We start from the raw sequence: 14,410 nt of genomic DNA, 5'->3' as shown, positions 1-14,410 counted from the left end.
TTATTATAATTTAAATCTAAAATGTCTCCACAAAGCTATACTAGCACTAATCACCAAATTCTTAAGGATTTGGGACTTTAAGAACTTAAGAATTTTTCTTCTTAAATTCTTAAGTTCTTAAAAATATTTAACTGCTATGATTTTTATTGAGCTCCACATCATAATATTTTTTTCCTTGAATTGCTTTTACAATCATTCCATCAACCTGATGAAGAACAATTGCAGTCATAATAGTGCATACATAAACTGCAGCCAGATAAAGAATATTATTTGAAATAGTTATATATTGTGAATTTAATACAACCAAGAAAAATCTATGAATAAGATAAATTTCAAGTGCTATTATTCCTAAGAAATCAAGAATCTTATTATTTAATCTGACTTTCATTGTTAAAATAAGAATAAAGCTTACAAAAAATGTTGTTGCTAATGTTTCGCATAAAAGACATACAATTGAGCATGCCCGTCCAGCTAAGCCTGGCCGGTAATAAGAAAGCATCATTACAACAACAATTGCAACACCTGTTAATACAATTGTTCCTACGCTACTAATAGCAAAAAAAGTAGCATACCGTTTTTTAATACATGAAATAATTCGTTCTTCATTTTTAGCTACATACATGCCTATAAATAGTAAAAAGCTAGTATTATACCACCATTCACCTTGAAGCCAAAAAATTCCGTGGCCTGCTGCTATTCCTACAATTAAATATGCTATTGAAAAAATACCCATTATTTTAAATGCTTTATCCTCATTTTTGCCATATTTAAAAGCTAAGTAAAATATAATATAAAATATTGCAATAGTAATCATATACCATGCATTAGAATTCATAAGAGTAATACCTAAAAATGTTGTTATTCTGAAAAAAATATTATCCATTCCCATCACAAGTGGATTCATATCATTATACATTGTTCCACCTGTAACTAATACAATTACAGTCAGAATAGTATTTACTACATACAAAGGCACAAGAACAACTGGTATCCTTTTTCTTAAAAAACCATTTAAATAATTTGGTTTATTTTTATAACTTTTAAATAATCCATAACCTGAAAAAAAGAAAAATACCCCTACAAATAAGAATCCAATTAGAGCAAATATACTTAATGCTCCTGCTCCTTGTCCACTATAAACAAAAGGCTGAACAAAATGATGTGCAATAATACATACAGCCCAGAATCCCTGTATTCCTTTTGATACTTTTAAACTTAAGAAGTCTTCATTAAAATTTCCTTTTGGCGCTATTTTTACACCTAAAAATAATATAAATGCAAAAATAAGTAAATAAATTGTCATTATTGTCCTCCTATATTTTGGTAGCATCAACACTAATATATAAATTTTAAACTTTTATTCAATATGTATATTTATATATGTTATGTTATTTTTTTCAATTTATTATTTTCTTTATTATAGCACTAATTATAAAAAGTAAATACATTATTATTTTTTAATATTATCTTAAAGAAATCTATTATCAATGTAGCCATAACACCTTTTCTTAATTTAATCAATTTCAAATTCTGCTACAAGAGTCCTATATCCTATTTTGTTACTCACCTCTTTTACTATCTTATACTTTCCTGCTGTAAAATCTTCAAAATCTTTTATAATATCTAATTTACACTTATTCCCATTTATTTCTTTAGGTCCTATTTCATATGCAAGATCAGTAAAATATGTTTCATCAGAAAACTCCAAAAGATTCCCTTTATCATTTTCAAATTTATAAACCTCATAGTACTCCTCACAACTTAGCATGTAAACTCAGAAATAAAAATATAGCATTATTCAAAATTAATTTGTTAATTTGAATAATGCTATATTTAAAATTATTATTTTCTCTTTAAAGCTTCCTTCTATTTAACTCTCGATTAGATTTTATTTAATTGCACGCAGTTCTATATACCCTCTTGTTCCAATTGGTTCGAGTTGAATTCGAGGGTTTGAATCATCCCACGAATATCCAATTACAGATGGATCATATTTCTTCATAGAATCCCATATCTCTTCAATTGCCTGACAATAATCTTCTTCAGCAAACGGCTCTCCTTGAAACATCATGTATTTTGCAGCAGGCAGTTTAATTACATCAAAGCCTTCTGGCACAATACCATCATAGTTTTCAGCAACTTCAACTCCCTGTACATATTCTGATGTACCATGAATTCTGTATTCAGATGGAAGCCATAAGCAAACTGGCTCACCACTGATTGATTTGATACTTTTAAGAAGCCCCCAGACATCACAGCCTACTTCCTCACAGTAAGCAAAATAGTCACTAGCCTTGACTCCCCTTTTGATAATAACTTTGCGAGCAGGTTTTTCAATCACTTGAATAAATACATTCTTTAGATTTCCCATTCCTAATTCTTATCTTCTATACTCCATAAGGATAATTGTGTTCATATTTTGACTGAAATTCTTTTAAGCTTATTATTTTTCCATTTCCATTAAAAACGATTAATGAAACACCATCAAAAGAGCTTATTTCATCATTATATTTACATTGAAAAAACCATTCAACAGCAGTTACATTATTATCATGAATAAATGATTTAATATCCCAGCGTATAACTTTCCCTTTCTTATTCCAATCTTCAAACCACTGCTTAACTTGTTTTAATCCTCTGTATTCTGGGCCATAGCATTCACTATATATTATAGAATTATCAAATACCTCTTCTAAAGAACTTATGTCATTTTTAACCCAAGATTCAAAATATCTTTTTATTAATTTTTCTCTTTCAGCCATATCCACTTATCTCCTTGTATCCAAAACTAAATTACTATTTATCTCTTGCAATTCTTTCTTCATATACTTGAAAATATTTAGTTATTTCACTTTACTCTATCATTACACTATCAAAATCAAATGGAAATTCTTCTGCTTCCTTTGACGCAAAATTAACCTTATAGCCAGTACCATCTTTATAGAAGAAGCCATTATCTAATTCTACTTTTATATAGCACATATTTTCATCATCCTCATTATTATGTTCAAAGTACCAAGGTTCAAATACTTTAATTAACTCACTTCTTATTTCTTTGTTTTCTTCTTTTACGGGATGTCCTATATTATAAGCTTTTCCATTAAATCTATATAATTTATTGCAAAGTGAAACATTACAATTTGACTCTAATTCAATTGTTTTTTGTGATTTTGCATACGTAACAATATAAAACCTCCCATCATCATAAAAAGTATCTACAAATCTAACTGATGGTATATTGTCCTTTGATGTGGCTAATGCAAATTGATAATCCTTACTAAATAGTTCTTCCAGCGTTTTCAATGCTTTTTCAAAAGTATTCATTTTATAACCTCTCATTTCAAATTATTTTTTATATTTAAATTACTTTTAAGCTAATTTAACTTATCTCTTTTTCAAAAACTACTAATTCTACTGTGCCATCAATCATTTTATCTACTATTTTATATCCACATTTTTTATAAAAATAATGATTTCTTAATTTATCTGCTGGCGTTTCAAGTGACCATTTCTTAGCATGGGGAAACTGTTTTTCAATAAATGCTATTGCTTTTTGTCCAATCATCTTATTTTCATATTCTGGTATTATGCAAAGGCAATTCACATGATATTCATCATCTTTAATTTGCTTTACACTTATTTTCCCTACCAATTCTTTATCTGCAACAATTTTGAATACGAAATTATTTTTCATTGCTTCACTTATCTCTTCAGCATTTCTTCCATATCCAGGACACATACCATATTTTAAATAATCAGAATAAAATGATTTATTTTGCACTTCTACAAATTTTTCTGCATCCTCTTCAGATGCTGTTATAAATTCAATTTCCATATTAGTGACCTCGTTAACTTATTTATATGTGATTATGTTACAAACCTATTTCAGCATTTCATATAAATATTATATAATATTTACATATATTGTGTCATCCAATGATATTCCATATTATTTCTTAATAATATCACTTTTCTTTACCTTTCTTTTTTGCACGCACGGATTCATTTATATGAACCACATGATGTCTTGTAACTGGCATCAATATGATTCCTGCCACATTTTTTCTTCCCCAAAAATCAATAAGCCAATTTGTTGACTATTCCATGACTTTAAATCCATTTTCCCCACTCTTCTTTCCAGAAAGATTTAAAAGTTATTAATTCTTCTATGTATAAGCTAAAATTTAAATATTACAGATCCTTCTTCATACATATGCTATTTTCATATCCTACATATGGTCCATAATTTTCAATCATTTCATATCCACTGCTTTTATATAAATTAATTGCTTCAATTTGTTTTTTCCCTGTTTCTAATACAGCATATTTATAGCCTTTTGCTTGAACTAATTTCTCAAGTTCATTAATTACTTTTTTAGATAATCCTTGTCTTCTATTTTCTTTCTTTACAAATACTCTTTTCATCTCTACAGACTCACTATCATGTTCTTTAAATCCACCACATGCAACTGGTACTTCATCATCATATATAATCACAACATCATTTATATAATCAACTTTGTTATGTTTATCATATTGTTTTTGTAATTCGCCATATTGCCCATTAAGATCATCATCCAATAACTTTATAAGTTTTATGAAATCCTTATTCCTGCTATCAGTATGTATTATTTTTATATTCATTAATCTTCCTCCCCATCAAATAGCTATTTTGTAATATATTAAATAAAAAAGACTATGTTTAAAAATTATATTTATTAATTACCAGCATTCATGATGCACAATATTATCAAGATTCTTTCTTGGGCGAGGTTTAGGGCTTTCATCTGGATAACCAACAGTTATAACTCCAACTACATATTTATCAGAAGGTATATTTAAAACTGGTCTAATTTCTTCTTGAGTAAATTCTGCAACCCAGCAAACTCCAAGGCCTGCATTATTAGCTTCAAGAAGCATATATCCTACTGAAATTGAAGTGTCTCTAATTATACGTTTTACTTCATCTTCTGGACTACTATCATTTATGTATACTTCTCTGTCATCCTTTATCCTGCAGCGCACATCTGCAACACATACAATAAATACTGGTGCTGTCATCATCCATTTTTGATTATGAGAAGCCTCCATTACTTTTTGTCTCATCTCTTCAGATCTTACTATTATATAATGCCATGGTTGTGTATTATTTCCTGATGGAGCAAGTCTTGCACTTTCAAGAATCTGTGTTATCTTCGCCTCTTCAACTGGCTTGTCAATATATTTTCTTATACTTCTTCGCATTTCAATTTCTTTAATCATGTATATGTCCCCCTTTTTATAATCAGTTCTTTTCATATATTTTATATTAATTTTTTGCAATTAATCTATAAATGTTGTTTCTTTAACATTTGGTAATATATCATAAACTGAACATCCCATTTGTTTTTCAAAATATTCTTTAATTTCTATAGTTGCATTCCATCTATCAATTGTAAAAGGAAAAACTCCATATCTTCTAGTAGTATCTACAAATCGTTTTTCCAAAAGACAAAATCCCTGTGCAGTGGCCAATGAATCACATAAAATTATTAACTTATCATATTCGTCATATTTAACAGATTTCAAAAAACGGTCTATTCTATTATATTCCTCTTCAGTAATATCAAATTTTCCTATCTCAGCTTTAATATCTTGAACAGAATATGAATGAGTTAAACAAACTCTCGCCACCTCATCCCATCCTTTTTCCATTGCATAATCATAACCTGTGATTATATGTTTAACCCCAACAATACCTACTCTTCTTCCTATATCATGTAGGCATCCAAGAACATATGCTTTATCTGAATCAAGACCTTTACAATGCTTAGCAATTTCTTCTGCTGCTCGCCCTACATTTCTAGCATGCTCCTCCCATAACCCCTGATTCAGCTGTCCTGCTAATTTCAATTCCTCTTCTGCTTGCTTTCTTGTTGGTATCATTATAACGTCTCCTTTAAAACTATTCTTCTAAAACATTCATTAATACAAAAAAAGACCATATTAAAATATGGCAATTTAGGCATTGCTATATCTTAATCATCTTTATCAACTGCTATTAGTAAGATGTAATATTTAACATCAAACTTCAATCCTATTTCTAACATCATCCCTATTTCTGCAAACTATCACCTTATCTTTATATTTGTTGCAGATATTTTCATATCTCTCTTTATATTTTTTGCTTCTTCCATCAATTAAAATCCATTTTGCAAATTCAAAATCAAATTTTTCCTCGCAGCCTTCTGACATACTTTCTCTTACTTTTTTTTTAGAATTTAAGTATCTCTTATAAGCTTGTTTAAAGCACACATGCCTTGGAAAGTTCATGAATATTATTTTGTCTGCTTCTTTCATTCTTCTATCCTGATAAAAATCAAAGTAATTGCCATCTATAATCCATGAATCATTTTTCATAAATTCTTCTACTATTCTTTTGGCTTCTTCTTTATTACGCTCCTTCCAATTAGCTTCAAAATTTACAGTATCCAAATATAGGAGTGGGTAATTGTATTTTTCACTTATTTTCTTTGCAAGTGTAGATTTTCCAGATCCACTATAACCTATTATTGCTATCTTCATAATAAATTTATTTCCTCCACATAAGATAAAAATATAAAAGGCATAACATAAAATTATTTTCTGTCATGCCTTTTTCTTTCACATAATATTCAGATTTAATATGATATATTATTAATATATAACTATTTCAAAAATACTTTCAATACATTTACTACATTCTCATTATGATCTGTATTTGATATTACTACAAGTATACCATCATCTCTTTCTGAATTTATATCCTTTAAAATATTTAAATCTTTTGCCTCTATTCCATAAATTCCTTCTTTTCCTGAACTATCAAGTTTTTTAATCACTCCATATTTTTCAAGAGGTAAATCTGAACCACCATTAAGAGTATCTAAGTTTAAGAACATATCATATTTAAAATTCTCTTCAAAGAATTCTTTGCTTACAATTGCAATATCCACCTGCCTGTTTGAAATTTGCATCATATCAAACTGAGAATCAAAATTAATAACGTAATCTTTATTATTTTTTAAAACTATATCATTAAGTTTATCTGCTGCAACAGTTAATTCTTGATTGCTGATATTATTATCAATATACTTAATATTACAGTAAGGTGATTTCCTACTTAATGAATCTGAAATAAAAATGAATAGTAAAAATAGTATACTTACTATAGCAATTATATGTATCTTATAGTATGTCCATAAATAATCTATTTTTTCTAGAAAAGTTTTACCTTTAAGTCCTTCTCTCAATGTAATGTTACGATCCATTAAAACTCCTCCTAATCATTAGTATTATAAAAATATCCGTTACTAATACTGTATCTCTAAGGTTTCACTCATTATAACTCTAGATATCAATAACTATAAAAATTATAACAAGTAAAATCATTTACATTTTAAATTATAACATATATATTAAATATAATATCATTATTTTTCAAAACATATTTTTTAGTAAATTCAGTTTTTATAAATAATATTATATTTTAAAATATTTTATTTCATTAAGTATACAAATATTATTATTGTCACTACTATGTTAGGAAAAGCTAATAATAATAAGCGATATGTAATTTTGACTTTTTTATTATTATCTTCTTTCGTTTCACTAAAAAGATTAAATCTGTATTTATCACCACTAATAAATGCTCCATTTAATATACCTACTATAATTAAGCATGCGACACTTACAATTCCAGTTATTTTAAATGCTATATTATAATCATTTAACATAAAGCCAATTAAAATTGCTGATATACATACAAGTAATCCAATAAAAAAAGATGCTTTCAAACTTTTTCCTCCTAATATCATTGATTCTCTAGTGTAGCCTAATGTTAACAATTTATATGTTAAAAAACAGGTATTTGTACGTTAGTAAATTATAACATATTTACTAATATTGCACTATGAAATAAGTAAAAAATATATTCCTTATTTATTTGTAATTTCTACTATTCCCCATACTTATAATATATCTAAACAAAAAAATTCCCCAAGTGGGGAATCTTATATTAATAATATTATTAAATTACTTTACACGACATCTTCCATTTCCAAAATCGTTTAAAGATTCAGATACATAATTTGCTTTATATGATGCAGTTATTTCTGAAATTTCTTTTTCTCCATCAATATATGGCTGATACATATCATATCCGTCTGAAGTATCTTCACAACAAATATCACTATATCCTAATGAATCCCTTACAATCTTTTCTCTTTCTGCTCTTGTTGTATTTTTAATTAAAAACTTATCCATGTCTATCCTCCAAAATAACTTATAATTTCTTAAATATGTACTTTATAATTCTTTTTTATATATTCTTTAAACTCTTCTATAGCATTTTCATTTCTAGCAAAAAGTGTCCATTGCCTTACTTTTATATAATCCTCTCTTCTTCCCCTGCTTCATAATACTATTCTATATAGATTATATTTTATGTCAATATAGCTAATAATATTTTAATGTAGACATAGCATTGGATTTAATGAAGTAGTTACATGGGTTAAATAATACAATAGAACTGTTTTCAAATTCTATTATATAATTTGAAAACAGTTCTATTGTTTCCTTCTTAATCCATACTTTCTCTTATACTATTTAGAAACTTTAATATTATGATAAGCTATCAATTTGCAGTTTTTATCTTGAATCATTTTTTTAGTGCCTTCTTCACTCTTTGGAGCTTCTCCACCTCCTGAACACATAAAAATTTCAACCTCTTTTCCTGCTGGCAATAAATTAACCATTGCATTAAATGCAGGAACTGGAAATCCAGCCCATATTGGAGCCACAAATATGATTCGATCAAAATCTGATAAATCATATTGTACATCTTTTATTTCTACCACTTGTCTCTTCATTGCCTTTGGGCATCCTAAAATAAATGCTGTAAAAATATTATATTTTTTCTTTTGCTGTACCTCACAAATAACTACATTCTCATTTTCACTTGCTATACGTTCTGCTTCTTTTTTTGATGTTCCACCTAATGTATAATACATAATTATTGTTTTCATTTTTTCTCCTCACTTTCAATTTGTTATTATCACATAAAATTAATATAATTTTTTTGCATCTTCAAAATTAAAATTGAGATAAGTTCATATATTTATTTTATATTATTCAAAGAATTTAAAAACTTAATATTTAGGGCATACCACCAATTGTGTCTATAATTATGATTTTTTCTTTATTGGTATAAGCAAATCTAGTTGTATAAACTGCTTTTCTTTAGAAGTATAGTAAGTGAAAGCATTCAAATGTTCTTCAAGACATCCACCCATCCCGTAAGGCTCCCGGTAATCAATATCATATTCTGGATTATTTTTTGCCCATTCAAAGAACTGCTGCCACTCATGAAAATCCCCCATCTTAATGCAGTGCGCAGCATATAATCCACCATCAAAGTTCTTTTTTGTAAGTGGTTCTGGTACATTCATGTTTTCCGGAATTGTAACCCAAAATTCATACCCATAATACTCTTGATCTTCATTAGGTGATGGATTATTAAAACCAAGCACTCTAAAATCAGGCTTTATTTCATTTAATCTGACTGCTCTTATAAATTCATCAATTTGTTTTTGTGCAGCATCTTCAGGATTTGGTCCTATAAAATGACTTGAAGCAATGGTCATTGGAGGAATATATATTATCCTCACATCTTTCATTTTATCAATTGTGTTGTTTGCATTGTTTATTTCTTCCATAGACTTCTTCTCCTTTAAATTAATTTTTGAAAGGCTCAAGGATTCAACAAGTGTCAAAATTTCTTTATCATTAAGTAGATCAAAATTGCTTTTAAGTCTAATATGTTCACTCAACTTGTCCACAAATTCTTTTAATACGTTACGAACAGTACTCCTAGCCGATATTTCTTCTTCAAGTTCTTTTATATTTTTCTGAAATATCTTAAGCCTTTGTGATAAATCATTATTCTCAAAAATAAAAGCAATCTGTTTTAATGGTATTCTAAGTTTTCTAAGAATAATTATCTGCTGCAGACGTCTAATTGCTTCATCATCATAAGTACGATAAGCATAATCCTCTTTCTTGCAGCTATTTAGTAAACCAATCTTTTCATAATACCTCAAAGTTCTTGTGCTAACATTATATTCTTTTGAAACCTGACTTATTGTTGTAAGCTCCATCCCCTCATCTCCTTTCTGAAATTGATTATAAAGGACGACATCGCGTCAAAGTCAATTAATTATGATTCTTTTTAAACTCCAATGATTCTTTCATGTATTTTTCATAATCTCCTGGAAACATATCTGCTAAAGTACGAAATATAAAATTTCCATCACATTCATGACCATTCCAATATTCGTTTCCATTTTTATATTCGATCATATATCAATCTCCTATTCTAATAACAAATTAGAATTGTCATACTAGATATGTTGAAGTGCTAATTTTACTTATTTGATTTCAAAAGTTCTACTATACTCTTATTAAGCATATCACATCCCCAAACATAAGTATCTGTATTATCATACATTCGATACCTACATTCTAGGCAAGAAATTAAAAACAAATATATATCATACCACTTTGCCCTTCGTTTTTCTTCATCACTTAATTTATCAATCCCATATCCTTTGTAAAATGCCTTTTGATAACCATATGTTCTAAACCCTACTTCCATAAGTTCATCTGCCCATAAACATCTTTCAAAGTCTATAATTCCTTCCATTCTGTTGTTTTTCACAAATACATTTCCTGCCCATATATCCCAATGAACTAATTTAGGTGTATGAACATTTTCAAAAATGTTTTTATCCTTTTCTAATAATATTAATATTTCTTCTTGAGAAATGGGAATTATAATATCTTTATACTTTGCATCAGAATATGTATCCATTATCATTTCTTTAAATGTTATATACCAATTTTCATTTTGCTTTTCTTTTTGACCGTAATAACCAAATTTATTATTTTGAATACTATTTATTATTTGGGTATATTTCCCCATTTCAAAATATATTTTATCTTTTTCTTCTTGTGACATATTGTCCATAATACTTGAAAAACTGCTACCTTGTAACATATCCATAAAGAAATAATCACTTTCACAAATATCATGACTATTATCATAAAATAAAATTTTTGGCACTGGAACAGGTGCTTTTTCCGCTATTATTTTCATTACATCCACTTCACTGTACATAATATTCTTTTCATATGTCATAATTTCTGTATCTACTGGAGGTGCGATTTTAAGAATTACATTTTTATCCTCTAAACCAATTCTAAATGCAACATTAAAGAATCCTTCTGTTAGTTCAACAATCTCTTTAACCTTTTCTGTTAGAAAAGCTTTCTGAACCATTTTTAAAATAGTCCTTTTATCTATATTATTTTTTGTTATACTTACTGGCATTATATTCATCTCCTCCACAAATTACAATTTACCTTTCAATTAAAATTTAATTTTTGTAATATCTTTGTTGATAAATTATTTTCTTATTTCTTCGTGAACATACTTTACCTAAAAACTTTGCAAATTTATCCACAGCTTCTTCTATATCTTTTAATACTCATTATTCCATTTGCTTCACCCAATAATGCTTATAAGCTGTTCCATCATGTCCAATTAATTGCTTTTGTGATTCAACAAATCCCAGTTTATTTAATACACTGATTCGTTCTATTGCATCAGGTATTGCTTTTGTTGCAATCATACTGCAATTAAACAAACGAAAGGCTGCTGGAATAACAATGGTTAATATCTTAAAAATACACTCTTGTATTTCATAATCACTTCTTAAATCCAATCTAAGAAGACCACAATCATTAAAATCATCATCTGATTTTCTATTGAATAATTCAATTGTTTCAATTACTTGATTTCTCTTTTTATCACAAATGCACCATCTTACAAATCCTTTACTTTCATATGCAAAGATCCAAAATTTAATTGCATCCTGCATTCTTTGAAGGCTTTCATAATAAAAATCATCTCCATTGCAATTATCGCTGTTAAAGAACTGAACAGCATTTCTATCACTGTATACTTTTAATAAATCATCTGCATCTCCTTCTTCTACCAGTCTTAAGCTATATTGGTCATCTTCTAAAACAGGGCATATTTCATAAACATCCTTCATATAATTCACATCCTCTTTCTTATTTTCTTAAATATAGCGAAATAACTATGGCAACTGTAAGTCATAGTTATAAATTAATATACCTCTTTTGCATCTCTTGAAAGCAAACTCACATCTTTTAAAAACTTTAAACTGTTATCCGCTTCTATATTGCTGTATTCAATATTCATTTTGGAAGATACACATTTTGCTGTGTCATTAAATAAGTCACACATAATGAAAACGTTCCCCATATATCCTGTATATTTCCAGAAGAATATGCTTTTTTAAATTTATTGTGGTTTTATTTTTCTAACTGCTCTCATATACACTAAGTATCAACTTGCAATTTCTAATTCTTAATCATTATATCATATTTTGTAAATAAATACTTAATAAGTAAATAAAGTTGATATTGTTAAAAACATTCTAAATGATAAACAAATAAAATATCTTAGATTTACAACACCATTAGAAACTTTTAATCGAGTAGAAGGTAGACAATTATTTTGTCTACCGACCTCTCACACCACCAGTACGTACCGTTCGGTATACGGCGGTTCATTAGAATTTAATGTATCATTTGATATGTTTGTGTTAGACTAACAAATCCTAGTGATTCTAGGTATTTGTTATTTAAAGACTTGCTTAAAATTGGGCTTTTGGAAATTCTCCAATAGCCTTTTCTTGTATTTGCATATTCCAAAGCCTTGTATTTGTTGATTCCTAGCTTAACTAAATTCCTATGTCTGGTGCTAATTTTCTTCCATTGTTTCCAAATGCAAGCTCTTAGTCTTCTTCTAATCCATTTGTCTAGTTCAACTAGCTTTCCGCTGGCGTTGGCTATTTCATAGTAATTTATCCATCCCCGCATAATTTGATTTAATTTTATCAGTCTATATTCCATACTGATTCCTTTGTTTCTATTAGTATAAAATTTAATCTTTTCTTTAAATCTCTTTATGGATTTCTGGTGGATTCTTATCTCGGCTCCACTTTTCGAAAAATAGAATAAAAATCTTAGGAACTTTCTTTTAGATACAGAGTCTACTGCACTTTTATCCTTATTAACTTTAAGTTTTAGTTTATTTTCAATAAGATTAATCATAGATTTCATAACTCTATTTCCTGCTCTTTTACTTTTAACATATACATTATTGTCATCTGCATATCTGCAAAATTTGTGTCCTCTTTTTTCAAGTTCTTTGTCCAATTCATCTAGCATTATATTTGCTAGTAATGGACTTAACGGACCGCCTTGCGGAGTTCCTTCTTCACTTGTTATAGAAACACCATTAATAAGGACACCACTTTTAAGATATTTCCTTATTAATGCTAATAATCTTCTGTCCTGTATTTTCTTTTCAAGTTTGATCATAAGAATATCATGATTAACTTTATCAAAGAACTTCTCTAAATCCATATCTACAACCCATCTATTTCCTTGATTAATATATTCTTTTGATTTCTTTATGGCATTCTTTGCTCCTCTATGAGGACGAAACCCAAAGCTATTTTCAGAAAATGATGGTTCATAAACCCTAGATAATATTTGAGCAATTGCCTGCTGAATTAATCTATCTTGTACAGTTGGTATTCCTAATAATCTAACTCCACCATCTGGTTTCGGTATTTCTACTCTTTTTACAGGTGATGGATTATATTTCCCTTCTAGTAGTTTAGCTTTAATTGTATGCCAGTGTTTCTTGATATGTTCTCGAAGTTCATCGATTTTCATTCCGTCAACACCATGACTACCTTTATTACTAATTACTCTTTTAAGTGCTAAAAGCATATTATTTCTTTCAAGGACTTCTTCAAGTAGTCTACTAGTATCAAATGCTCCATTGTTTACGCTTTCCCTATTTGGTAAAACCATAGAATTATTCGGCGCCTTTGATTTACCTTGAAGTTCCACTTCTACTTCCATCACTTGGCCTCTATATTGAGTTTTCTGCTGTCTCTGTAATTTCTTTGATTTCTCCAAAGTTGTAAACCTCCTAACGTTCAGTCCCTCATCCGCTATCGCGATTAGCGGAGTTACTATGACCTCTGCTGACTTCTGATAGTTCAGTTATACATCACTGTATAGGTTGTAACCTAGAAATTTAATTCATTTGGTACGTATCTATCAGACCTCCCCAGGTAAGAACACGCACTTTCACCTCATCTATCTGCCACATTTACTCTAGCTATTTCGGATAGTTATAGGGCTTTACTTTGTCGTGCAAGCTTACCCATAGCTTTGAGCCTCAAATGTGATTCGTGTACCTCAGACCAAGGCTTTGCCTTAGGCT

The 14,410-nt window shown here is 28.6% G+C and carries 20 protein-coding genes; all 20 read right to left on the bottom strand.

What is annotated here, in order from left to right; all coding sequences use genetic code 11:
* Positions 1-127: 127 nt before the first annotated feature.
* Complete coding sequence (locus BN2920_RS08185; RefSeq protein ID WP_058294533.1) at positions 128-1,303, bottom strand: acyltransferase family protein; 1,176 nt, start codon at positions 1,301-1,303, stop codon at positions 128-130.
* A 210-nt stretch (positions 1,304-1,513) separates the two neighbouring features.
* Positions 1,514-1,768 (bottom strand): immunoglobulin-like domain-containing protein, encoded by a 255-nt coding sequence (locus BN2920_RS08180; protein WP_058294532.1) that lies wholly within the window; start codon positions 1,766-1,768, stop codon positions 1,514-1,516.
* A 120-nt stretch (positions 1,769-1,888) separates the two neighbouring features.
* Positions 1,889-2,371 (bottom strand): GyrI-like domain-containing protein, encoded by a 483-nt coding sequence (locus BN2920_RS21345; protein ID WP_353797273.1) that lies wholly within the window; start codon positions 2,369-2,371, stop codon positions 1,889-1,891.
* Positions 2,372-2,387: 16 nt separating this feature from the next.
* Positions 2,388-2,762, bottom strand: coding sequence for a nuclear transport factor 2 family protein (locus tag BN2920_RS21340; RefSeq protein ID WP_058294531.1), 375 nt, complete (start codon positions 2,760-2,762; stop codon positions 2,388-2,390).
* 91 nt (positions 2,763-2,853) lie between these two features.
* On the bottom strand, positions 2,854-3,324 hold the full coding sequence (locus BN2920_RS08165) for a pyridoxamine 5'-phosphate oxidase family protein (protein WP_058294530.1): 471 nt from the start codon (positions 3,322-3,324) through the stop codon (positions 2,854-2,856).
* A gap of 55 nt (positions 3,325-3,379) precedes the next feature.
* Positions 3,380-3,835, bottom strand: coding sequence for a GNAT family N-acetyltransferase (locus BN2920_RS08160; RefSeq protein WP_058294529.1), 456 nt, complete (start codon positions 3,833-3,835; stop codon positions 3,380-3,382).
* 356 nt (positions 3,836-4,191) lie between these two features.
* A complete protein-coding gene (locus BN2920_RS08155; protein ID WP_058294528.1) occupies positions 4,192-4,644 on the bottom strand; it encodes a GNAT family N-acetyltransferase in 453 nt (150 codons plus the stop codon).
* A 78-nt stretch (positions 4,645-4,722) separates the two neighbouring features.
* Entirely contained in the window at positions 4,723-5,262 is a 540-nt protein-coding gene (locus BN2920_RS08150) for a nitroreductase family protein (protein WP_058294527.1), read from the bottom strand.
* Positions 5,263-5,322: 60 nt separating this feature from the next.
* Positions 5,323-5,925, bottom strand: coding sequence for an HD domain-containing protein (locus tag BN2920_RS08145; RefSeq protein WP_058294526.1), 603 nt, complete (start codon positions 5,923-5,925; stop codon positions 5,323-5,325).
* A gap of 138 nt (positions 5,926-6,063) precedes the next feature.
* Entirely contained in the window at positions 6,064-6,564 is a 501-nt protein-coding gene (locus BN2920_RS08140; RefSeq protein WP_058294525.1) for a DNA topology modulation protein, read from the bottom strand.
* Between the two features lie 122 nt (positions 6,565-6,686).
* Positions 6,687-7,289: a hypothetical protein gene (locus tag BN2920_RS08135; RefSeq protein ID WP_058294524.1), complete on the bottom strand. Its 603-nt coding sequence runs from the start codon at positions 7,287-7,289 to the stop codon at positions 6,687-6,689.
* A 228-nt stretch (positions 7,290-7,517) separates the two neighbouring features.
* A complete protein-coding gene (locus tag BN2920_RS08130) occupies positions 7,518-7,814 on the bottom strand; it encodes a DUF5316 domain-containing protein (protein WP_058294523.1) in 297 nt (98 codons plus the stop codon).
* A gap of 238 nt (positions 7,815-8,052) precedes the next feature.
* Positions 8,053-8,283, bottom strand: coding sequence for a hypothetical protein (locus BN2920_RS08125; protein ID WP_058294522.1), 231 nt, complete (start codon positions 8,281-8,283; stop codon positions 8,053-8,055).
* Positions 8,284-8,621: 338 nt separating this feature from the next.
* Positions 8,622-9,044: a flavodoxin family protein gene (locus tag BN2920_RS08120; protein WP_058294521.1), complete on the bottom strand. Its 423-nt coding sequence runs from the start codon at positions 9,042-9,044 to the stop codon at positions 8,622-8,624.
* 159 nt (positions 9,045-9,203) lie between these two features.
* Complete coding sequence (locus BN2920_RS08115) at positions 9,204-10,175, bottom strand: MerR family transcriptional regulator (protein ID WP_058294520.1); 972 nt, start codon at positions 10,173-10,175, stop codon at positions 9,204-9,206.
* 55 nt (positions 10,176-10,230) lie between these two features.
* A complete protein-coding gene (locus BN2920_RS21330; RefSeq protein ID WP_157065767.1) occupies positions 10,231-10,377 on the bottom strand; it encodes a hypothetical protein in 147 nt (48 codons plus the stop codon).
* A 64-nt stretch (positions 10,378-10,441) separates the two neighbouring features.
* Positions 10,442-11,407 (bottom strand): phosphotransferase family protein, encoded by a 966-nt coding sequence (locus tag BN2920_RS08110; protein ID WP_058294519.1) that lies wholly within the window; start codon positions 11,405-11,407, stop codon positions 10,442-10,444.
* 160 nt (positions 11,408-11,567) lie between these two features.
* A complete protein-coding gene (locus BN2920_RS08105; protein WP_058294518.1) occupies positions 11,568-12,134 on the bottom strand; it encodes a GNAT family N-acetyltransferase in 567 nt (188 codons plus the stop codon).
* A gap of 74 nt (positions 12,135-12,208) precedes the next feature.
* Positions 12,209-12,349: an aminoglycoside 6-adenylyltransferase gene (locus BN2920_RS21325; RefSeq protein WP_230132182.1), complete on the bottom strand. Its 141-nt coding sequence runs from the start codon at positions 12,347-12,349 to the stop codon at positions 12,209-12,211.
* A 335-nt stretch (positions 12,350-12,684) separates the two neighbouring features.
* Positions 12,685-14,100, bottom strand: a complete 1,416-nt coding sequence (ltrA, locus tag BN2920_RS08100) for a group II intron reverse transcriptase/maturase (protein WP_198157488.1) — start codon at positions 14,098-14,100, stop codon at positions 12,685-12,687.
* Between the last annotated feature and the right edge of the window lie 310 nt (positions 14,101-14,410).

This window comes from Clostridium neonatale (genome assembly GCF_001458595.1).
In the GTDB taxonomy this organism is placed as follows: domain Bacteria; phylum Bacillota; class Clostridia; order Clostridiales; family Clostridiaceae; genus Clostridium; species Clostridium neonatale.
The sequence above is the reverse complement of the archived record's forward strand: the minus strand, read 5'-3'. Positions and strand labels throughout refer to the sequence as shown.

What these genes read in the sequence shown, in the direction of transcription:
- BN2920_RS08185 (WP_058294533.1), bottom strand. Translation starts at nt 1,303, where the DNA reads ATGACAATTTATTTACTTATTTTTGCATTTATATTATTTTTAGGTGTA.
- BN2920_RS08180 (WP_058294532.1), bottom strand. Translation starts at nt 1,768, where the DNA reads ATGCTAAGTTGTGAGGAGTACTATGAGGTTTATAAATTTGAAAATGAT.
- BN2920_RS21345 (WP_353797273.1), bottom strand. Translation starts at nt 2,371, where the DNA reads ATGGGAAATCTAAAGAATGTATTTATTCAAGTGATTGAAAAACCTGCT.
- BN2920_RS21340 (WP_058294531.1), bottom strand. Translation starts at nt 2,762, where the DNA reads ATGGCTGAAAGAGAAAAATTAATAAAAAGATATTTTGAATCTTGGGTT.
- BN2920_RS08165 (WP_058294530.1), bottom strand. Translation starts at nt 3,324, where the DNA reads ATGAATACTTTTGAAAAAGCATTGAAAACGCTGGAAGAACTATTTAGT.
- BN2920_RS08160 (WP_058294529.1), bottom strand. Translation starts at nt 3,835, where the DNA reads ATGGAAATTGAATTTATAACAGCATCTGAAGAGGATGCAGAAAAATTT.
- BN2920_RS08155 (WP_058294528.1), bottom strand. Translation starts at nt 4,644, where the DNA reads ATGAATATAAAAATAATACATACTGATAGCAGGAATAAGGATTTCATA.
- BN2920_RS08150 (WP_058294527.1), bottom strand. Translation starts at nt 5,262, where the DNA reads ATGATTAAAGAAATTGAAATGCGAAGAAGTATAAGAAAATATATTGAC.
- BN2920_RS08145 (WP_058294526.1), bottom strand. Translation starts at nt 5,925, where the DNA reads ATGATACCAACAAGAAAGCAAGCAGAAGAGGAATTGAAATTAGCAGGA.
- BN2920_RS08140 (WP_058294525.1), bottom strand. Translation starts at nt 6,564, where the DNA reads ATGAAGATAGCAATAATAGGTTATAGTGGATCTGGAAAATCTACACTT.
- BN2920_RS08135 (WP_058294524.1), bottom strand. Translation starts at nt 7,289, where the DNA reads ATGGATCGTAACATTACATTGAGAGAAGGACTTAAAGGTAAAACTTTT.
- BN2920_RS08125 (WP_058294522.1), bottom strand. Translation starts at nt 8,283, where the DNA reads ATGGATAAGTTTTTAATTAAAAATACAACAAGAGCAGAAAGAGAAAAG.
- BN2920_RS08120 (WP_058294521.1), bottom strand. Translation starts at nt 9,044, where the DNA reads ATGAAAACAATAATTATGTATTATACATTAGGTGGAACATCAAAAAAA.
- BN2920_RS08115 (WP_058294520.1), bottom strand. Translation starts at nt 10,175, where the DNA reads ATGGAGCTTACAACAATAAGTCAGGTTTCAAAAGAATATAATGTTAGC.
- BN2920_RS21330 (WP_157065767.1), bottom strand. Translation starts at nt 10,377, where the DNA reads ATGATCGAATATAAAAATGGAAACGAATATTGGAATGGTCATGAATGT.
- BN2920_RS08110 (WP_058294519.1), bottom strand. Translation starts at nt 11,407, where the DNA reads ATGCCAGTAAGTATAACAAAAAATAATATAGATAAAAGGACTATTTTA.
- BN2920_RS08105 (WP_058294518.1), bottom strand. Translation starts at nt 12,134, where the DNA reads ATGAAGGATGTTTATGAAATATGCCCTGTTTTAGAAGATGACCAATAT.
- BN2920_RS21325 (WP_230132182.1), bottom strand. Translation starts at nt 12,349, where the DNA reads ATGTGTGACTTATTTAATGACACAGCAAAATGTGTATCTTCCAAAATG.